The organism is Flavobacterium sp. KH_035 (assembly GCF_057839565.1).
On sequence record NZ_CM174492.1, the window covers coordinates 5,147,350 to 5,169,966 of the forward strand.

Annotated in this window: 15 protein-coding genes; 13 read left to right on the forward strand and 2 right to left on the reverse strand. The window is 32.5% G+C overall.

What is annotated here, in order from left to right:
• Positions 1-508: 508 nt before the first annotated feature.
• Both AC3IS6_RS20865 and AC3IS6_RS20870 read right to left on the reverse strand, forming a co-directional pair.
• Entirely contained in the window at positions 509-973 is a 465-nt protein-coding gene (locus AC3IS6_RS20865) for a hypothetical protein (protein WP_489162181.1), read from the reverse strand.
• Between the two features lie 136 nt (positions 974-1,109).
• Positions 1,110-1,682, reverse strand: a complete 573-nt coding sequence (locus tag AC3IS6_RS20870; RefSeq protein WP_489162182.1) for a S24 family peptidase — start codon at positions 1,680-1,682, stop codon at positions 1,110-1,112.
• A gap of 476 nt (positions 1,683-2,158) precedes the next feature.
• On the opposite strand from AC3IS6_RS20870, the gene AC3IS6_RS20875 reads away from it, so the two are divergent.
• The 13 genes from AC3IS6_RS20875 to AC3IS6_RS20935 all read left to right on the forward strand — a co-directional run bounded on the left by AC3IS6_RS20875 (position 2,159) and on the right by AC3IS6_RS20935 (position 22,606).
• Complete coding sequence (locus tag AC3IS6_RS20875; RefSeq protein WP_263361588.1) at positions 2,159-2,437, forward strand: hypothetical protein; 279 nt, start codon at positions 2,159-2,161, stop codon at positions 2,435-2,437.
• Positions 2,438-2,465: 28 nt separating this feature from the next.
• The gene (locus tag AC3IS6_RS20880) at positions 2,466-3,182 is read left to right on the forward strand and encodes a DUF3164 family protein (RefSeq protein WP_489162185.1); all 717 of its coding nucleotides are present in this window, start codon (positions 2,466-2,468) and stop codon (positions 3,180-3,182) included.
• Positions 3,183-3,434: 252 nt separating this feature from the next.
• Positions 3,435-3,674: a hypothetical protein gene (locus tag AC3IS6_RS20885; protein WP_173968454.1), complete on the forward strand. Its 240-nt coding sequence runs from the start codon at positions 3,435-3,437 to the stop codon at positions 3,672-3,674.
• Between the two features lie 560 nt (positions 3,675-4,234).
• Positions 4,235-4,444: a hypothetical protein gene (locus AC3IS6_RS20890; RefSeq protein ID WP_395342772.1), complete on the forward strand. Its 210-nt coding sequence runs from the start codon at positions 4,235-4,237 to the stop codon at positions 4,442-4,444.
• 655 nt (positions 4,445-5,099) lie between these two features.
• Complete coding sequence (locus AC3IS6_RS20895; protein ID WP_489162187.1) at positions 5,100-5,399, forward strand: hypothetical protein; 300 nt, start codon at positions 5,100-5,102, stop codon at positions 5,397-5,399.
• 736 nt (positions 5,400-6,135) lie between these two features.
• Positions 6,136-6,381 carry a hypothetical protein gene (locus AC3IS6_RS20900; RefSeq protein WP_173968449.1) on the forward strand — a complete coding sequence of 82 codons (246 nt, stop codon included), beginning with the start codon at positions 6,136-6,138 and terminating at the stop codon, positions 6,379-6,381.
• A gap of 372 nt (positions 6,382-6,753) precedes the next feature.
• Positions 6,754-6,975 (forward strand): methyl-accepting chemotaxis protein, encoded by a 222-nt coding sequence (locus tag AC3IS6_RS20905; protein ID WP_173968448.1) that lies wholly within the window; start codon positions 6,754-6,756, stop codon positions 6,973-6,975.
• On the forward strand, positions 6,972-7,424 hold the full coding sequence (locus tag AC3IS6_RS20910) for a CHAP domain-containing protein (RefSeq protein WP_489162190.1): 453 nt from the start codon (positions 6,972-6,974) through the stop codon (positions 7,422-7,424). Before AC3IS6_RS20905 ends, AC3IS6_RS20910 begins: the two co-directional genes overlap by 4 nt.
• Before the next feature lie 27 nt (positions 7,425-7,451).
• Positions 7,452-7,943, forward strand: coding sequence for a hypothetical protein (locus tag AC3IS6_RS20915; RefSeq protein ID WP_489162191.1), 492 nt, complete (start codon positions 7,452-7,454; stop codon positions 7,941-7,943).
• A 73-nt stretch (positions 7,944-8,016) separates the two neighbouring features.
• Positions 8,017-10,077: a hypothetical protein gene (locus AC3IS6_RS20920; protein ID WP_489162193.1), complete on the forward strand. Its 2,061-nt coding sequence runs from the start codon at positions 8,017-8,019 to the stop codon at positions 10,075-10,077.
• Between the two features lie 32 nt (positions 10,078-10,109).
• The gene (locus tag AC3IS6_RS20925) at positions 10,110-13,784 is read left to right on the forward strand and encodes a hypothetical protein (protein WP_489162195.1); all 3,675 of its coding nucleotides are present in this window, start codon (positions 10,110-10,112) and stop codon (positions 13,782-13,784) included.
• A 99-nt stretch (positions 13,785-13,883) separates the two neighbouring features.
• Positions 13,884-15,008, forward strand: coding sequence for a hypothetical protein (locus AC3IS6_RS20930; RefSeq protein WP_489162197.1), 1,125 nt, complete (start codon positions 13,884-13,886; stop codon positions 15,006-15,008).
• Between the two features lie 569 nt (positions 15,009-15,577).
• On the forward strand, positions 15,578-22,606 hold the full coding sequence (locus tag AC3IS6_RS20935; RefSeq protein ID WP_489162198.1) for a hypothetical protein: 7,029 nt from the start codon (positions 15,578-15,580) through the stop codon (positions 22,604-22,606).
• Positions 22,607-22,617: the final 11 nt, after the last annotated feature.

Consider the following 22,617-nt stretch of genomic DNA (forward strand, 5'->3'; position numbering starts at 1 on the left):
ATAATTACTTTATTGTAACAAATATAAAAATTTCATTGTTTACAAGGTACTTATAGAAATAAATATTAATTAACAGCAAAATATATAATAAGAAGTTCAAGAACCGGCGACTCCACAAAAAAGCCTGTAAACCTTTTGTTTACAGGCTTTTTTCATACTTAATATTAAACCATCAAAAGACAAATCAGGCGTTCAACAATAGAAAATCCCTCAACTGTAATCTCTTCAAAAAATACTTTCAAACTTAATTTGAATCAAGATATTCTTTAAACACTGCATTAATCTCTCCAAATATAAATGAATCACACACAGTTTTTTTTTAAAATCAAGTAAACTCAGAAATAGTCCATTATATTTTCAAGCAAAACAATTCGAAAAGTAAACAAAAGAGTAATCTCACGTTCTAAAGATCCAAGTACAACAAAAAACTACTACTCAACATTCTCTGTAACTTTTCACATTAATCTTCATCCATTAAAAAAAAGTAAATCCCGACCTGCTTTACAAATCATTTAACCGATTTCTTTACAAATAAATTTTCTATCTCATCAATAATTTTTAATCCTTCAGCAATCTCTTTTGTTGTATGAGATTTTTTTACATTTGTTTGAAGTGACAAAAACTCAATTTTACTTTTATAAAATTCTATTTGCTCTAATAAAAAATCATTTTTTTCTTTCAGAAGACTATTCTCCGCCATTATCATTTTACTCTCTAATTCCTGATCCTGGGCCGCACTTTTACGATCTTCACTTTTACACGCGTTAATTTCAACCTCATCAGAAAGCAGATACTCGAAACCTATCCCGAATAAGTCATGCAACTTAACTATAAAATCAAGTTTAGGCATAGTCCGCTTCCTGTAATTACGAATGTTTGTCTCGCTTGTATTCACCGCTTTAGCAAAAGAACTATTATTCCCCTTAAATTCCCTAATTGCTATTTCATCAATCTTCTCATTTATCGTGCTCATCTATACAAGTCTTACGAAATAATATCTAAAAGAATTCGATATTCGTTTCGGGTTATTAACAAATTTAAAAAAATAATAGGATATAGCCTTCAAAAAGAAATCAAATTACTTTCACGCTATACCTTTCCGCAAACCTCTACATCATCGTATTAACACGAATACTAGCTTTTATAAGCGCCAATGCCGATATTTTGGAAATATGAATATCCTTTGACTGATGATGCGAATTTTGACTTACCAATTTCACATACTCCAAACCCAGATCAGATTTCTGAACATACTTTACCGTAATATACTCTTCCCAATCATTCAATTTTACACTCAAAAGATACATCTCCCCAAAGAAAATATTTTCAAATTCAGTTTCTTTATACAAAATAATATCTCCGGACTTCAACAATGGATACATACTATCCCCTGTTACCGAAATCGCACCGTCGCATTTAGGCAAATTCGGAATTTTTATAGTATCCAAAACCCTACGCGACTCTGCACTGTTAAACAATTCTCTAAGTCCAGCAACAGCTTCAAGATCATACAATGGTATTTCCTGATTTACACAAATAGAATCTACCGTTTTTCTGTCATTATTCATAATCAATACACTTGTATTATCTTCCTTTATCATAGGCCCATTTCCCGTCAAAAGCCACTCTGAATTAATTTCAGGATATTGATGTAAAATTTTACACGCCTTATCCGTTCCCATATTACTACTATTATCTAAAAATTTGTTTGAAAAACCCAAGTCAATACAAAACCTATACCTGCTAATCCCTTTGTAATCAAGATACTCCCTTACTCTTTCAGTTGACCCCATAAAAGCATGTATTTTTTTACGTTAAAAATTTGTTTTAATGTATTATTTTACATTACATTTGCAAAGGAAAGAAAAATAAAATTCAAAAACAACAGAAACACCAATAAAATCATATGACTCATGGATTATAGACACAAAACAAATATAAAATACCTACATATTAGACAGAAATAAAACCATCAAAACCCATAATATCAACCTACAAACATAAAACCTCCTGTTCAACACCTAACAAATACCAAAAGATGAAAACAAATCCAAGAAAAAATTCAATAGCCAAAAAATCAACTTATCGAGAAACCAAACAGCCCTAAAAAAGTGCAATGTAACCTGATATCGAACAAAAAAATCTCAATAAACAAATCATGAATAAAAATCAAATCGAAACTCGCATAGCTCAATTGTACCTCGCACTTCAATATTGTTCCGAACGAACAAAAACTTTTACACCCGGTGAAAGAATCTGTATCAATCAAGAGCGTTTTCAATGGATGCATATCCTGGACGACGAAACCATTACTCCACGACCTGTTCCTCAAAATATTGAAAACAAATTAAAAGAAGTTTCCAAACTTGCGGCCAAATACAATTTCAAACCTTATTATGGTGATCCATTTAAAGATGAAATTGTACTACACAACTAAATTACATTAACCTAAAAATAAAACTATTATGATCACACCATTAACAAACACAATCAACCCTACTATGGATTTATCACAATTTTCTGCGCAAGAACTAAAAGAAGCATTGAGCCGAATTGAAAACAAAAAAAACGAAGAAAGGGATGCTTATAAAAAATTGGTAGCTGAAACTATCCCTAGAGCACTTTCAAGACTACACGAAACCTCTGAAATGATGAGAATCGCCAAAACTGAAACCTTCCAGCTATTTGAAACTATTCTGGATTTAAAAAATCAAGTTTACGGTTTTAAAGAAAAGCAAATGTCACATACTTTCTCTAATGACAACGAAGAAATTACAATTGGGTATCGCATTAATGAAGGATGGGATGACACCGCAACCATTGGGATTGAAAAGGTACAAAATTACATATCATCGCTTTCAACCAGTAGAGAAACGGCAGCATTAGTTAAAATTGTTTTTAATCTACTAAAGAAAGATGCCAAAGGAAACCTAAAAGGGTCAAGGGTTTTGGAACTTCAAAAACTAACAAAAGAATTCAACAATGAAGAATTTACCGATGGCGTTGAAATAATCGCTTCATCTTTTAAACCTGTTCGTTCAAGCTGGTTTATTGAAGCAAACAAAATTGATTATAATGGAATAAGAACCAATATACCATTATCGATGTCATCCGTTGATTTTTTACAAGGATATGCTTTTGATTTCTTTAACCAGTCAAATAAACAAAATTATGCAGCCTAATAATGATATCTATGCTTCAGCTCTATTAACATTCTTACTTATTGCAACCAATTGGAAACCAATTCTAATATTTCGAGAATGGTTAAGCTTTAAAATAAACACAAGATACAAACAATATCAAAACGAACGCAAAAAGAAAACTAATATCTAATCTTAAATACCACAAAACGAATAATTGCAATTCATATTCTGCAACCTTTTCTAAAAAAAAGACCATCTTTAATCATTTAATTCATCTTTAATCATTTTACTATGCCAATATCTAATCAAAGAAGCCTGGGAATTCAGAAAAACAAATTACTCCGATATAAACTAATAAAAGAGCTATATCAAAAACACAAAACAGAAGACATCCCTACAACGGTAGTCTGGCGCAAATACGTATATCCAATCTATCCCATTTCCAGAACTACATTATACGAAATCCTCTGTACTCCTATAACAATCGAACTTAAAAAAATCGAAGAGCTATACCAAAAAACAGCTTCGTAACTTATAATATCAATCAATAGCTAAACCTATCTAGCTTAAGTTTCCTGAACAAGATTGTAAAAACATCGAACATTAATGTTCAATCACCTGTCATGCATTTTTATTAAGCATTATATCCTTCCATCTTTACCTTCTCAAATTTAAATTAAAAACTTAAACTCAAATTTCCTGTATCATTCAGACTTGCTAAATCAATAAAACAATTTTCAAAAGAACATTCAAAAGTTCTAAGCATCTTAACGAAATTATCACAAAAACAAAAAGCCTGTAAATAGACAATTACAGGCTTTTTATTCCAAACGATTTATATTTCATATTCAACTTGTTTTTTTTTGAATAATCAAATGTTAAATAAATAATAAAGACAACTTAAAATGCAAAAAAAGAAAATCAAAAACTAGTACACCCAAAGCAGCCTCCAGCAATATAGACATTTCAATTAAAACTCACTTTTAGCTGTGATTTACAAAGAAAAAACAAACATTCTTTCACTCTAAATGCAAAAAAAGCAAAAACCAAGCTCTAATTGCAAATGTTAATTTTCAAACCAATTCCGAGAGATGAGAGACCTAAAGAAAATAGGTTACGGGAAACCTCAAATATTGGACGCTGAATATTACGAATTTTATTACTTAATCTATAAACATATAACCATGCTTACTAAAAAACAAGAGTACATAAAATTATTGCGGAAATTATTCCTGGAAGGAAAAATCAGTATCGAATTATTGGAAGTTTTATTGATCTGCGAAAAAGAATCTTTAAACTGATTTTATTACAGAAACATTTCAAAAAACTAAAATAGTTTTAGCCCATCCATAAATTTCTTTTGCGATCTGGGCTTTTTCACATTAATTCAGGATGGCAAAACTTCACTAATCAACCAGTCCTATATACCTGAACCAAAAAACAATCTCAAACCAAATGAGATATTTTCCTGCTTAATTTACCAAAACTAGCACAGGCTCACAAAAACGAAACATTTTTCGATAAAACATTACGCCCTACAAAAATAACCGCTCCAAATTAGTTAGTTTTTATAAATAGCAAGCAATAATACGGCAAAAAATAAAAACTAATGTGCACATAATTAACTTTTAAAAACAAAAAGTTAAAAAACAAATAGCCTACAGAGTAAATCGAAAAAAGATTCGATTTATTCTGTATATTCGAAATAAATTTCGATATTTGTAAGAACTTACAAATATACTTTCGAAAAAATGCTATACATTTTTATATCTCATGACTCTAACTACGAAAAAACTTTTTATTAATCATAAATATAAATCCAAATGACTATTTCAAAAATTATTGAAAAGATACAGGTACTAGAATCCTGGTTAATTAAAAACCCAGCCAGTGTCGAAAGAAACCTTATCGAATATGATCTAAAAAAATTACAAACTATTTTACAATTACGACAAAATGAATCAAAAGCAAATTAAAGAGCGGATCGCACAACTTTATATCACACTTCAGTTCTGCTCCGAAAAAATCAGAACATTTACAGCCGGAGAACGTATTTGTATCAATCAAGAACGTTTTCAGTGGTTTCATATTCTGAACAATCCTGAAGCTGAACCAAGACCCGTCTCATTGCTAATTGAAAGTAAGATCGGAGAAGTGACCAAACTTATCAGCAAGTACCATTTTACGCCTTATTATGAAAACCCATTTATTGAAGAGGACGAACCCGCATCTATTTTAGAAAATACTATGTCCTGATTTAAGCTCAAAACATATCCAATTAATTACCAAAATAACCCAAAAATCTATAAATCAATGCATCCAAACAATGATATTTATGCCTCTTTACTTTTAGGGGCCCTATTAATCGCAACAAATTTAAAACCTATAATTACTTTTCGTGAATGGATGAATTTTAAGATCAATTCAACTTTCAAACAATATCAAAATGAGCGTAAAAATAAACCTCATCACAAATTCTGAAAATTACAGGGTTAACATAGTATTGAAATAGATTTCATCTAAAATTGTTTTTAAGAATCTTTTATCTTCTATAGAAAGAAGTCATTCTACATTTTAATTGTTTTCAAATGTAAATCTATTCATTGAATACACTGTGCTACCCTTAACAAAAAAAACTCCTGTTTTTCTTAAAAGATAAAGAAAAACAGGAGCCAAAAAAGCGGGCGCTTACTGCCCTAATCAAATAACTCAAAACCATTCTTTTTCCCGGAATGCTCCAGTGTTTTATCACTCTGGAACAAAATTATTGTGCGGACTCTGCAGACTTAAATTATTAAGTTCTTTTTGCAGAATGACTTCAGGACGAAGTTCCGGACAAGCTCGGCATTAGAAGAAGAGTAGCCATTGATATATAAGGATCAAATGGTTTTGGTTATCTGTGATAAAATTTATAATTACTTATTTATGCCTCTAATGGCAATATTGCTTTTACATAAAAACAATTCTTTTAATCATTCTCATCTTTCTCATTATGGCAATCTCAAACAATAGAAGTCTCGGAATCCAAAAAAATAAACTTTTACGCTATAAGCTTATCAAAGAATTGTATCAAAAACACAAAACCGAAGATATTCCAACTACTGTGGTTTGGCGCAAATATGTCTATCCGGTCTATCCTATTTCCCGTACTACTTTGTACGAGATTCTTTGTACTCCGATTACCTCTGAACTCAAAAAAATTGAAGAACTGATGTTGAATCAAACTAAAACATCGTAAGTAGTTAAACTTGTTTTAACAACTACATTTGATCTGAATTGCTTTGCAAAGATGTGTCTTTTTTTACTTAAAAAAAGGCACATGTTCGTTCACTGAACAACTCTGTAAAGAACCAGAATACAAGTGTTTAAGCACCTATCATTTGTTTTTTTTACTGCTTTTTTAAGACAATCTTTGTACCCACAAAAGGAAACAACCACAGCGCTTATAACAGAAAATTAAGTCCCATTTTCTTAAAAATCAACACTCCAAAAAGCTGTTTCACCGAAAACAAAATTCAATTCTAACATATATTTTTAACATTAAATGGAACAGTTTTTATACCCCACTCTAACCGCATTCTTCGCCGCATTTATCACATGGTTTTTCTCAATGAGAAAATCATTAGCCCAAGACAGAGCCGCCGAACTCGACAACACTGTTAGCGCTGTAAAATATTACCGTGACTTACTCGATGATCTTACCGCCCGGTTAACTACAGCAACCGAAACCATAAAAAAAATGGAAATACAGCACAAAGAACTCATGCTAATCAATCAGCAGTTGGTTGATGAACTACAAAAATTTAAACAACTAAACGGAAAACAACAATGACATTAGCCCAAAAAACCTTAGAAATTGCAATTGCTCAGGTTGGTGTTGAAGAAATGCCACGAAATAGTAATTCCGGTCCTGAAGTCGAGATTTATTTAAGAAGTGTCGGACTCACAAAAGGATATCCCTGGTGTATGGCTTTTGTTTACTGGTGCGCTCAAAAAGCAGCATTACAATTAGGAGTAAAAAATCCTTTAAAGAAAACTGGCGGTGTACTAGACCAATACAATTCAAGCAAACCTTTGGTAAAAAAGGAGCCACAGCCCGGTGACGTTTTTATCCTGGACTTTAAAAACGGAACAGGTCACACCGGAATTGTAGATAAAGTCGCCGGAACTCTTATCTACACCATTGAAGGAAATACGAATGACATGGGAGGTCGTGAAGGCTATAAAGTAGCCCGAAGAAAAAGAGAAATTAAAAGCGTTAAAAGTTTTTTAAGACTCTAAAAACGAACAATAATCAAATTATAACTTATGATGAATAATTTCAAACGTCTTGTTTTTTTGTTTTTTTTAGTCTTAGTTCTGGTTTCGTGCAAAAGCCCGAAACCGGTTCTAAGTGAAGAAAAAGCAAAAACTATTACAATCAAAGAAACAGTACATGATACTGTTTTTAAAATTCAGAAAGACAGCAGCTCTTATAGGGCATTGCTGGAATGTCAAAACGGAAAAGTAGTTGTTAAGAATGTTACTCAGGCCGAACCAGGGCGTAACTTAAAAAGCCCAAAGGTTCGTCTTGAGAACAACAAACTAAACGTAGACTGCGAACTCAAAGAGCAGGAACTCTACGCCCGCTGGAAATCACAACAGGTAAAAGAAACCGAAGTAAAAACCATCAACACCACCAAGTTTGTAAACTACTTGACTTTTTGGCAAAAGGTACAGATTTGGCTGGGGAGAATTTTGCTTTTGGGGTTGGTTTATTATGCTATCAAACCCATTGCCAGATTCTACAGGTTTTTCTAGAATCAGCTAAACAATTTAAAAAATAATTCACTCTAAAATTTTCAAATGAATTTTAGGATTTAAAAACAAACCTATGTCAAAAATATTTTTTTTCACAAAAGAGAGTTCGATAGAAACGGATCAATTAGCAGAATTAGCTTTTGGACAACAACCCGACGTTGGGAATGTTGAAAAATACAATTTAGATAATAATTTTTCTGTTTCTGAGAATGCTCCTGCTTATGCCATTACAAAGTCCTTAGTACTGGCAATGCCAAATGCTAATCCTGCATTGTTAAACATCGCATTACTCCCATTAAATACTTACGTTAGTGGCTTCCCCGCAAAAATATTCATTTACAGAGGAATTAAAAAATCCTCATTAGTCGATAATCTCGGAAATATCCCTGAAACAGATGGCTCGTGGGATTCTAGTAATATTCTTAAAGTAATAAAAGAGATACAGAATAAACTAAATGCAAAAAATAGTACCACTTTAATTGCTAAGTCAGATTGCTTAGGTTTAGGTTTTTCAAACCTTCCCGATAGTACTTTTGTCGAAAAAATTTTCTTCGATGATACAGACAATTTCCATCCTTTAATCGTAGAAGGCGGGTGTCAAATTGGAAAATTTGCCGGTGGATCAACTCTCGCAGGAATCGAAGTCATATTGGATATGATTGGTTATGAACCAACCTTAAAGTTATTAAAAGCTTCTAACCACACTCTTGAAATTGAAAAGTTAAACATTGGCAGTACTTTAACCGAAGTTGAAAAACTTAAACTAAAATTCAACAATAGATTCAAAAAAGAAGAGATCTTAAGTTATCTTGACATCACAGCGCTCTATGGTGCTACAAAAAATCAAGGATTAAGAGTAAAAGGAGCCGATAATGGTAACAACTTCTTACAGAAATTTTACAATAAAAATACTGTTTACGTCGACATCAGAGACGATTGGGGTTTCTCATACAATCACTTCTTTAAGTTCAAAGACGACCTAAAAGTTGGTTTTTATTCTGCAGATAGTAATATAAAGGATGCTGTATATACTGATATGAACTATTATACCAATTGGCCTATTCTAAAAATTACCAATCAAACTTATAATAACAGTAAAAAATGGTTTCATGTCAAAATTCCTATTGGAATTGGAAGCCCTGTAAATGCAAACTTTTTATCTTCTTATGTTGGTAAGATTTCAACAGAAAAGGATACTACTCAAAAAAAACATTTCATAATTGCTAGTGATGACAATACTAATTCAATAGAATTGGAACAATCAGAAGCTATAAAATTAAAGAACTGGAGATATGATGATAACAAATTAGGTGCAAATTATTATCTCTTAAAAAAATCAACAAAAGGAAATAGAAATGACAAAAAAAACATTTCATCAATATGGAATAATTTTTTCTCCTTAAAGATGAACAATATTTTTGGTTTTGATAACCTTCGCGATGGCGATTTTAGAGTCTATACTTATTCTTCTATAAATTCACCAGTCATTATTGATTCATCAAAAGGCGAAGCATATTTACCCACTTCAGGTATTGCAGTTGACAAAAATCACGTAACCTTCTTTAGTTTCAAAGATAGTACTCTTTATAAAAGCACCAAAAACAGGCCCGATAGCCCAATTTCATTAATCGGAAAAGGAAAATTTAATTTAAGTTTCAAAACATCGGATTATGACTATGAAAATACTACAAATCCACACATAGGATTTTTAAATCAGATCGTAAAAACTTCAAACAATTTAAACTTCGAATTACGCAAATTTTCAATTCCAGATCCTCAAAATGAAAACAATATATTCAAATTTCTTTCTTATTCAAGATCAGGGGATTTAAGTGAATATGATTCTATTTTTCAAACCTTTGAAGCTATTACTTTCACTCACAATGAGTACAATGCTTTAAAAACATATCAACAAACAGAAGGCGAATTTCCTAGTCATCCTTTATATGTAAAATGTAAGGAACATACCTATCAAAATTATGAAAAATATACTTTGGAGAACTATGTTTTAACATTAGGAACGCCCGTTTTGGTGGAAAATGAGGATGCTACATTGTTTTACTTAGATATTTCAAATTCTACAAATGACATCACGTACAATAGTTTACCTATTAGTTTAACGAGTGCAAATTAGGTACAAATTCAAAAAATAATAAAATTTAAACTATGCCAATATATATATCAAAAGATGCTATACGTAATATTCCATTAGCAGAACAAAACCTTGTCAATAGTAATAATGGAGGTACCCTTCAGAATGTAATTTTTCGCAATAATCCTTTTTTAGTAAGGCTTGCAAAAAATGATACAATAAATAGTCCATTAAAAATAGGAGTTGAAAATGAGGCTGTAAAATTAATCAAAGTCGCACTAAATTTTATCAATGAGCGAAATGATATATATCCTAATTATGTCATTACTAAATTGGATACTAATACATTTAAATTTGACTTAAATTTAAAGGATGCTATAGAGAAATTTCAAGACTGGGACGGAATCCGAAAAACAGGGACAGTAAATTCTGAAACATTACTTGCAATTGACCGAAAATTTTTTGGTAATGAATTCTTTGATGCAGAAAACAAAAAATACATCGGAAGCTCCTCTAAAAAACAATTAAATTTCAAACAATCATTTAATAATAACAAATATGAATATTTTGTTTCATTAAGCGAAAATGGTGAAATGCTAAAAGTTGTAACTGATTCTGTCATTACAGGGTCCGTTGTACACAAAGATGGTAACGATAATAAGATTACAATAGTAAATCCTTCTCACAAAAGTAGAAATGAACTTTTAAAGAATCAACAAATTCAAAAATTTATCCAAGAAAAAAAAATTGACAATTCTGAACTAACAGTTGGTTTAAAAACTATAGACACTAACCTTGAATTTTCTAACACAGAAATTCCTCTCGTACATTTTTCTTTAGAAGAAGAAAATACGCCTCCTTTATTATTTGATGACGATAATGCTAAGTTACATAAAGTAGAGAAAGGCGATACTCTTTCACAAATCGTAATAGACAATTACTATAGCGGTGATCTTAACGGATTTCCTATAATAAATCCATACGATAATTCAATTATTTTCACATTACCTAAGAGAGAATTATTTCCTAAAGATAAAAGAAGCGAAGATGCTCGATATCAGTTTTATCTTAATCTGATTTATTATTATAATATAGAACAAGTAGGAGAAGAAGTAAAGGAATGGGGAGTAATAGGAGACAATGGCTATGAAAGATATAAAATTAGTCATCTTGACGATGTAAATATTTTTAATGTTAAAACAACTGATTCTGAATCAGCTCTTCCAAATTACAATCGCTTTTTAAAAAAAATGGAAGGTTTGAATCCAAAGGCCAAAATTAATTTTGATACTGAAGGAAATACTACTTCTTTTAAAATGGTTGAGGGCAAAAATATTAGAATCCCCTCAAGACAGTTTGCAGATTCAATGTTTTATTTTTTAAGTTTTAGATATAATGAAATGTTAGTTCCTGTTGTTTTACCTCCTATATTTCCGGGGGCTCCTCCGACATCAATAATGGATTATGTTGTTGATCATGGGTTAGATATTCTTATTGACAGTCTCTCTTCTGTAATCAATGAAGTAAAAGATGACGCTAAAAAATTATATGATGAAACTCTTGCCTTTTTTAAGTCTGCTTACAATTTTGCTGTTTCTGTAGCTAGTAAATGGCCCAGAGGGCTCGGTGGTGTACTCGATGCTAAAGCAAATGCTACTTGGGGGCTTCCTATTAATACTAAAGGTGAAATTGAAAAAAGCCTTAAACGTGAGATAACTGATCGAGAGGAACTTAAAATAGTTTACAAAGTAAAATCTACACTAGGCGTTTCTTTAGATGAATATCAGGGATACACTGTAAAGTTAGGCCAAAGGTTTGGACATGGAAGATCTAGAAGAAAATTTGAAATCGGGACAGGTGTTAGTGCTAGTGTTGGTATAGATTTCAGTTTATCGACAGAGTATACTTTTCCAGTAAGAAAAGATGAAACGGCATTATTGACAATGATTATGAGTGTTTTTGCAGGATCAATCATAAGTTCTTTGGCCAAAGTTTTAAATCATTTTGAAATACTTAATCTTGATCCAAATCAATATTTAACAAATATGGAGATTGGAATGGATCCTAGTGTCAGTGCGGGGCTTCTTGCAAAAGTAGGACCAAATAGCGAGAATGCCCTCAGAATGCCTACCGAAAATTCAGAACATCCTGAGGTACAAAATACAAATAGAAGTTATGGAGAGGCTGGCAATATTTTAAATAAGTTACCAAGTTTAAGCATTGATACTAATTTTAATGCAGGTGTTTCCTTAAGTTTTAAAGCAGAATATGGTACAATGCCCTATACCAGTGAAGAAAAGCATAGGGTTTTCGAAAATATTGAAATAGATTGCAAAAACTATGTTAAAGCTGTTCTAGATACTGATATAAAAATGGGACTTCTTAATAGACTTTTCGCTGGAATTACCCCAATTGGAGGCGTAACATCTTTTATAACTAATCTCTTATCATTTGACGTGGGATTAATGTATGGAATAAACTGGAAACTTAATAGAAAATCAAGTCCCAACTTAATAAATGCATTAGATTTTGCTTTTAATCATATAGATCTTGATGCCATTACTTCAACAAATAATAGATCTCTCAAATATAAACGAAGTGATAATTTAGATAATAATGTTGAAACCGAGGTATCAATATATTTTGCGACTTATACTGGTGATGTAGACAGTCTTTGTCAACCAGGTACAGAAGTAAAATATAATATTGACATGGGGGTTCTATTCGATATGTTTAAAGGAGGAGCTAGTCATGATTATAATTTTGAAAGTATTTTTAAATTGGTTAAAAGCATTGAATATCACAAAAAAATTGGGTATTTACATGATAATAGAGGAAAAAAATTATTAGTTGAAAAAGTTGTCAATGATAATAGTCTTACAAATAGGACTGTTGACGCATATAATTCAGGGGATAAAGGAAATACAGAAATACAATTGACTACAACCATATTAAATGCAACCCTAGAGAACATAAGTCCCGATAATCTTTTCGTTATAGCTGGTTTAGGACTTGATATGAAAATGGAGATTAATCCAAGCTTAATTCGTCAAGTTGTTGAATTTAATTTAAAAAAACTATATTTAAAATACATCGTTAACTCGGAGGTATCTGATCAAAAGAAAGTTGATGCAGATATTTTAAAATACAGAATTCAAATCGAAAATGCTATCAAAGATTATAATAAAAATGAGAATCATAAAAAAAAGATAGATGGTGAATTATACTACACCTATCTGTATGGGAAAGATCGAATTCCCGGAAGCCAGATCAGAGGTCTTTTATGGAAAATAGATAGAATGATTGACGATGAAGATGACAGCAAAAAACCAACAATTAATACATATTTGAATGTTTTTAAAAAATATGTTAAAGGTGTAATAGATGCCAATTTGTATATGGATGGAGAACAGCCAAAAGATTTAGATTACAATACCTCTGATATTATAGACTTTTTTAGTTTCATTAGCGATTTAGGAAAACTTGATATAACACTGGAAGGCACGCTAGGTGGTGGATTTGGTGGAGTTGTAAAAGGAGGCGGAGCACTATTAACCGCTGGTGTTGGACTAGATGCATCCGCAACATTAACTTATGAAGCAAAGTTATATGAAAAAGGTGCAATTTCTTATTTCAAAGAAGACGATCCCTTACGTTTTATTTATCAAAACATTCGCGATATATTCGTACCATCAGGTACCAATGCCCGTATAGAGGGAAAAAAAGTTTTTAAACGATTAGAAGAATAATCTCAAAAAATCATTAAAAAAAATGAGCATAAAATCAGGTTAATATCTTTATCTTTAAATAATTAATACTACATTTATAAAAAAACCAAGACGATATTTATGAAATTTTTGCTTTCAATTTTGTTACTCAATATATTACTATTCCCAATTAATGGTAAAGCACAATCTAAACGAGAATATAGCAGTTTACTATCTGAAAAAAGAAATGATTATACCGGTCAAAATCTAAAAGATTCCGTAAAAGTTGTTTATTCAAAAATGGATGTTGCGAAACAAAACTTAATAGAAGCTGAGAAAAGTGACTTTTTGCGTAATAATGATATCCATGGTTATAAATATATACACTTTGATAGACTTGGCCGAATCAAAGAAAGGCTCGGGTCTTCCTTAAGTGAAAACTATGTAATTAATTTCGATAAAAAGAAATTAAAATCTTATGAGTATGATGAGAGCGATTGGATAGAAAAAAACAAGTATAAAATATCACTAAAACAATATATTCCAATACAAAATCATAATTTACTTCAAAAGTTAAACAAAATCAATGTCCCTAAAGATACAGTAATTATTGGAGATAAAATATGGCAGGAATATGATGTAGATGTTTATAATTACATCTATGACAAACAAGGACGAATTCAAGAAGAACAATCTTTTTGCGTTTATCGAGTGGCTCCAATAATAGATGAAAAAAAGCCAAATGATGGAGATTTAAGTACTCGGAAATTGTTTATTTATGATAGAGATGGTCTTGTTATAAACCAAAAAATAATTAGGGGTTCTTTTAGTAAAAACATGGCTTACACAGATATGGGTACAGAAAGTCCTTTTTGCGACGACTTACAATTACAGTATAAATACGATAAGCAAGCTAGGATAATACAAGTAACCATGTATGGTTGTGAAAAAATTGTAGCTAAAGATGAATATATTTATCATCCAACCAAAGATTACGTAGAAAAAGTTAAATGTCTCGTTACCGGACCTGGAGAAATTTCCAATCCAACCAAAAATTTTATACAGATTTATAACGAGCAAGGAGATCTTATACAAAAAGAATTTGTCCCTGACAATCCAGAACAAAACCTCGCAGTAAAAGTTCGTTACTACACCTACGAATACGACAGCCACAACAACTGGATAAAATGCAATATGTTCCTTGAAGGAACACCGAGTGGTGAGCCCACTTTGGTTGCCGAAAGAAAAATCGAATATTACAACTAATCTTTTACAAGATACTATCCCAATACTGCGCTTAAAATAAAGCGCAGTAAAAGGTAGTTTTACTTAACTTAAAGCACAGACAGCTTTTCTGACGTCATCTTTCCGTAAGCGCATTTAAATTCTTATTTCAATTGAGATTCATATCTCTAACTCTTTAAAAAAGCGCTCAATTCGAGCTCACAATCTCAATTTCTAAATATTGAGAAATTCCTCTTTTCTTTTCATTAAAAGACTACCTTTTTCACCGTCCAAAAAGTATAGTTGTTCACTTTCTGTACAACTCTGTCAAGTATTACAATACAAGTGTTCAACAACCTTGCAGTCGTTTTTTAAAGCACTTTTTTTTGTGAATCTTTGCAATATCAAAAAGAAACAAACAGCTAATTAAGAGCTTCATGCATCAAAAAATCTACTTACATATTAAGTAGTAAAACAAATTCAAAAATACTTTTCAAAACCTTTCCTGTCCTCTCTTTCACGAGAGGAATACAGCATACTTATGTCTTTTTCAAAAGACATATTTTGAATCGTAATCTACAAACCACTAACAAAGAAATAAATTTAAAAATATGTCAAATCAAATAATGCACCCGTCATTAAGCCAATTATTACCATTGGACAAGATTCCAAATGAGCTAGAGGCAATTAGAGATGCACTTGCCAGTCTTTTTGATTCTGTATTTGTAAAAAATCTTATTGCCAGTCAAAGCTATGATAATTCCTCTGGCTTTTATAGCATGACATTAACCACGTACAATTCTCTAGGAATTGATATTCCTATAGCGCAGGATTTAAAGTTAGTTTTGAACCCAACTGTCGATGGCAACACTGAAATTCCAATCAGTTTTGATTATTCCTGGATTATTCTAAAATATATCAATGATTTCAACTTTGAATCATTTGATAATACTGTTGAATCTGTTTTACGAATTCTTTTTGAATTAGCCGAAATCAACGAAAAAACATTTTTAAATGAACTTATCAATACATTTTACCCGGGTGCAAATGCACTGGTTGATTTTGTTAATCAGTTTAATAGTGTACATACAGGTGCTTTAGCAACTTTAAATGACACCAATGCATCTTTTGACAATCAGGTAGAGCACTTATCACAGCAAATTGGAAGTTTAGACATTGACTTGCTAAAATTTGCTTACGATAATCTTTTAAATGTAGGCAATGAAGGATTAGATCGTTTAAAGAAATTATTTGCACGCTATTTTGACAATATCGAAAAAAATATCAAAGAAGCTTTAACGCTTCAGTTTAGAATGGCTATTAACGAAATTAGCGTAGGTCTTCAATTTCCTCACAAATGGCTACAGCCCGTTTACACAGGTACCGAAAATGTTACCGGAATAGCACTGGATGATCCATTACCGGAAAACTATTTTAGTTATTTAAAGTTTGATGTTGGAAGCTTAGAATATTCTTCTAATCGCGGATTTATCTTTAATAATATCTCCAGTTTTAGTTTAAACAGATCTATGATTGGAAACACTGGATTGATTGCAGAGTTTTCGGGATTAAAAATAGATTTAAGCAGAGATAAAAATATTCCTGAAGCTGATGCTGACGGAAGAGGAGCTGCATTTAGAGGAGTGTATGCTGAAAAAGCAACAATTAAATTACCTGGAAAATGGTTCAAAAAAGAAAATGATGCTTCACTGCAAATTACTGGAAAACAATTATTAATTGGTACTGAAGGCGGAATCTCCGGAACCATTGGATTAGAATCCTTAGTTGCAACAAACCCTGTTCTTGAAAAAGATTATATGTGGTTCAAATTAGCGAACAGTTTCAAAGTTGGTTTTAATAAGTTTGATATTTCTTTTAAGCAAAACAGAGTTGTTTCTTCTAACATAAAGGGCGCGTTAGAAATTAATAAATTAAAATATCCTAAAGATCATCCATTAGAAAATAAACCTTTTCGTGTTGACATTGAAGGACACTTATACGACGACGGAGATTTTAACTTAACCGCCTCTTTTGATAAAGCGAGCGAACCTAAAGCCAATTTATTTGGCTTGGTAAACTTTGATTTTCATAGTTTCGAACTAGGAAAACAAGATGACGATTATTACGTAGGAACTTCCTGTTATGTTTCATTCCCACAGGATACATTAATGAACAAACTGGCAAAAGGCCAGGGCTTTGATGTAGAGAAACTTCGTATTTACAGCGATGGAAATATTGAAGTCGAAGGCGGTTCGATTCCGATTCCGATTAGTTTGTCTGTAAATCTTGGACCGGTTCAGATGGCGGTGAGCAATATCAACTTTGGTTCAACTCAAATTAACGAGCGTAAATATAATTTCTGGGGATTTGATGGTGCTATCAGTGTCAATCCATTAGGATTAGATGCTCGTGGTGAAGGTATTAAATATTATTATTCTACAGATAATATAGATGGCGACGCTGACAAAAAGCCCGTTTCTTTCATCAGGATTCAGACTATCGAAGTCGATTTGATGATTCCGGGAACGGCTTCTGAGGAATCTGCTATGGCTATCATTCACGGTATGATTTCACTTCCTGAGCCAGGGGTTTCACCGGAATTCATGGGAGAGGTTTCTTTAAAATTACCAAAGCCTAAAATTTCAGGAAGTGTCGGAATGCGTTTTGCTCCAAAATACCCTGCTTTCTTAGTTGATGCAAGTATTGAATTACCAACAGGAATTCCGCTTGGATTTATTTCGATTACCGGTTTTAGAGGTTTACTAGGATTTAGATACGTAGCAACCAAAAAAGCTGCCGGATTAAAAACGGATAATTCCTGGTATGAATTCTATAAACACCCAAAAGCGGGTATCAACATTAGAAAATTCAGCGGTCCGCCGGATTCTTTACAATATGATTCCCCATTTTCAATCGGAGCTGGAGCAACATTTGAAACAACAGGTGGAAGTATCCTGACACTTCGTGCAATGCTATTGCTGTCTCTGCCTACCTTATTTTATATCGAAGCAGGATTAAATGTTCTTGGTGACCGACTTGGTCCTATTGAAAAAGATCAGTCTACTCCTCCATTCTTTGCCATGGTTGCCTTTGGAGATAACTCTCTGGAAATGGCAGCAGGAGCCGATTTTCAAATGCCTAAGCAAGGTGGAGAAATCATTCAGTTACACGCTTTATTAGAGGCTGGTTTTTTCTTTAAAAACCAAAAACCATGGTACATCAACTTAGGATCTAAAAAAGATCCAATCACGGCCAGAATACTGACATTATTTACTGCGAAAGCATTTTTAATGTTGTCTGCTCAAGGTATCGAAGCAGGTGCCAGATTAGATTTTAAACTCGAGAAAAGCTTTGGTCCTGCAAAAGTTAAATTGTGGGCCTATCTTGAAATGGGCGGAAAAATTTCATTCAAACGTCCACAAATGGGTGGTTATATTGCTGCCGGTGGAGGAATTCAGATTAAAATCTGGATCATCAATGTTGAAATTGTTTTAGATACTATATTCTCTGTAGAATCATTCAAACCATTCCTGATTTATGCAAAACTGGAATTAAGTGTACGTGTCAAAATTGCTTTTGTCAGAGTTCGTAAGACATTCTTAATTGAGCTTCAGTGGGATATTAACCGAATTGTTGACCGTACACCTTATAGTCCACTTCCGATGGGAACTCATGGAGACGTTAATGATAACAGAACTGCCGATTCTGTAAAAGGAGTACACATGCTTACCAATGAAGCTTTCTTGCTGAATTATTTTAATACTATGCCTACTCCGGGTTCAATTTGTAAAGTAATCCCATTAGATACCTACATTGATATCAAACTGGCTAAAGGAGTCTTGCCAAATGACAGTCTTTCTAAAATAATTGGAGGATACACGGCTGATGCAAAAAATTATACCGATTTAATGCCTCCTGAAGCGACATCGAAATCAGGTAGAAAACTTCGTCAGGTAAAACATCAATATTCGATTGAATCGATTGAATTGAGCTCTGCGAATGGAAACTCCTGGGTGCCTTATCATCCTTTTAAAGCTGTTGTTGATTCAGATTCCAGAGGGCTTGTAGAGAATTTACCCTGGGCACAATGGCAAAAAGTAGTTGATCAATATGATAGTATTCGTGTTTTGGCAACTAATCCATTTTCATATCTAAGCGCAGGAGAACCAGGCTGGCATGTTCCGGAACAATTCGGAATCACTCCTTCTAAATTGTTCTGTGTATCCGATAAAATTGAGGCGGAGACTGTCAATTTCTTAAACAAAAGAATTGGAAAACGTTATTATGTACCAACTCAATACGAAGCAGACAAGATTAATGGATTGTACTTTAAACTTGTTGGCGAAGTTCCTGAAATTGTAGATGGCGAACTTATTAATGGGGATTTTATGAGTATATCTACAGAAAGTAACCCTTTTCGTTTTAGAAGATCTCTTTCATTCAAAAATTATAACAAACTTGAAATTGTTTTCCCTGAATCTGCAATTGAGCCAAGCCTAAAACTAACAACACATGCCAAACAGGTAAAAATAAGTGCCTATACTTCTGTTTTTAAAGATGGGGACAAATTACCTGGTTATAAATTAGTTCAAATGAGTAAAACTGTCGGGGGAGCAGTTTCTAATGAATTGACCTATACTAAAGCTGAATTGCAAGCGGCTATAACTTTATATGATAGCCAAAGCGATGTTTCATTAAAAAATAAAATTGATAAGATTATAATTAGTCCTGTTGCTGCGAGAGCTGATGCCATTTTAGATGTGAGAAATAAAATTGCAGCCTTATTTAGTCAGTCATACGCTTCAAAGGATGGTGAGTTTATTATGACTGAACCTAGTAATTTAGAAGAATACAATAAATTGTTATTGCAATTGGCTCAATTAAAAACTGATGCCGGTAATGATAATCCGACTGGAGCTCCTACCCCATTAACGTTTACACGTTTCTATGGATACAGAGGAAATGCAATTTATGCCTTTGACAAAATTTTAAAATACGATGACACTTATTTAATTTCATTTCATCCAACTCCAAGCACTACTGTAATTGCACAAATTGATGCTAAAGGACATCTGTTAAGAGAACGCAGGTTGAATGGCTTAGTGACATCAATGCAGGTTGTAAATAATAATCTATTAATTACTCAGGCTTTAGATGCTAATCAATGCAAAGGAATTGGTGAGGCAATTATTGATGATACTTTTATCGTAGGTTGTGTGGCTCCTGCCAAAGCAACTGCAATTATTGAGCTTGATTCTGAATTAAACAAAACCTTCGGAACACAGTATATCAATACTTATTCTACAAGTTTCAACAAATTACTGCCACTACAGAATAACGAATTGCTTTGGATTAATGCATTAGAAAATGGAACTCAAATTAACTGGATTAATGGTACTGACCGTTCTTTTGTTCATCGCATAAAGATTGACGAAGTAGCTCATAAAGTTCTTCAACATGATAATACTGATTTTAGCCTGATTACAAAAAACAAAAAAATCATCCGTATTCGTATTGACCTAAATACAAAAGCAATTGAAATTAAGGATACCAAATTAGTTTCTGAACCGTCAATTTCTGAGATTACAGATGCAGTACTTGCAAATGGTAAAGTTCTGCTTACTGTTAAACTGGCAAACGGACAATTCGGATTGGCTCAAATTGATGGAACTACTATTACTGTTGTTAAAAACGATGTGATTTTTGATTCTGCAATTCATTTGACTAATAATACTCTGGCTGACAACTCGATTATTGCATACAATCAAAAATATCTGTTTGTGTTTAATACTTCATTCGAACTTACAAGACTTATTGAAAGAGGAAGTGCAGACGATAAAGCAACTATTGTTAACATTCAAAACGAACCATCAGCGAATGAAATTCTAATGCTTTCTTCTAAACCAAATGAAAAAGGAATTTATTTTTCACTGTTTAATGATCAATTCGCTAATTGCTCTTTACATCCAATAACGACTGTTTCGGTTGTGTCGTCTACATCTACTTTAACAGGTTCAACTGCAAATCTGGCCGAATTAGACAGCGTAGTTCAATCGGAGTACCTAAAAACAGTCAAGTCTTCGAGATTATTAAGGATTAACGCTGTTGTATGTTCAGCAGGAGGAAATCCAGATGAGGACAATGAAGCAGATTACACTACTTATATTCAACAAATCGGATGGTTAACAAAAGAAAGCGCTGAGCATAATCTAACTATTCCTGGTAGTGAAGCTGTTGCTGAAAACAATAAAGCAATGGGGGCTGCGATTCAAAATACGGTTCAGCCCATTTGGAGACCAAATTCAACTTACTGCTTAAAATTTACTTTAACAGATAAAGTAGACAATAATCCTCCAGTTAAGTTCGATTATTATTACGGATTTAAAACATTAGGTCCTGTTGGTCACTACCCTGTTCCTGATGAAAAACTTGCTGTTGGTCAAAAACCTTCGGTTAAAAATGAATTGACCGAGTTGTCAAAATCGCCACTGACTTCGTTAAGACAGTATTTAGATTACAACCGTTCTTATCCAAATGCTGATGGAAGTTTGTTATTATCTAAACCTTCATTCTACGGAAATGAGCAGTGTAAAGTCTCAATGTTCTTCAAAAATCCTTATGTATACCACATGCTTACCGATTGGGAAGATTATGGAGCAGGCAGACCAAAAATTAAAGGTGTGATGAATCTGATTATTAAAGATCCTTTAAATGACGTTCTTATTCCGTATCCATTACCAACAACAGTAACTAGTTATCCAAAAGCAGAAGAAAGCAATACAAAATGGGTTGACGATAATGATCCTAGAATTCCTTTAAATATTGAAATGCTACAAAACATGATTAAAGGAAGTAGGCCTGAATTGAGATGTTCAATTCAGATTGGAGACATCATTAAGCCAAAATCCTATGGATATGAGGTAAAACTAACCGATTTAAAACCTTCAAAACTATATACCATTTTAGTGAAAAACTATTTTGATGAAAATCAAGATAATACTCCAACTGACAAAGAAAATGTATTGGTACATCAATTTGGATTCCAAACATCCCGATACAGAGACTTTGCAGAACAGGTGAATAGTTATAAACTAAGTGAAGAGCCAGTGCGTAAAGCATTATTTGATGTTCCGTTAAGTTTAAGTGAAGACCAGATCACCTCTTTAAACAATGTAATTCTTGGCGTGAACGATCCGTTAAGCAATGCTTTTGCTTTGAAATATCAGCATTTATTTGATCGCGCTGTAGAGGGAATTTTAAAAATGTCTCCTTTAGATCCTGCTCAGTCTACGGAGGTTAACCGAATTATCAATACTAAAACTAATGAGGTTGTAGCACTTTTAGTTCGTAACCCTGAACCGTTTAATATTCCTAAAATTCCGTTAGACGAAATTAAGAATACTGTTGCAGTGGTCGACAATGCTGGTATGGCTAATACAAACTACAAAGTATTGTATTCTAAAGATTACGCTCAGATGTTAATCATGAATGACAATAAAAAAATTACTGAAAACAGTTTAAAACTGAAATTTGAATACAGAATGTGGAATAACAACGGAAGCACTGGACAACATGCCACCGCATTAACAGTTCGTGTTGGTGAACCGGTAATCTTAACTGTAGAAAATATAAATCTTTAAAAAACAAAAAA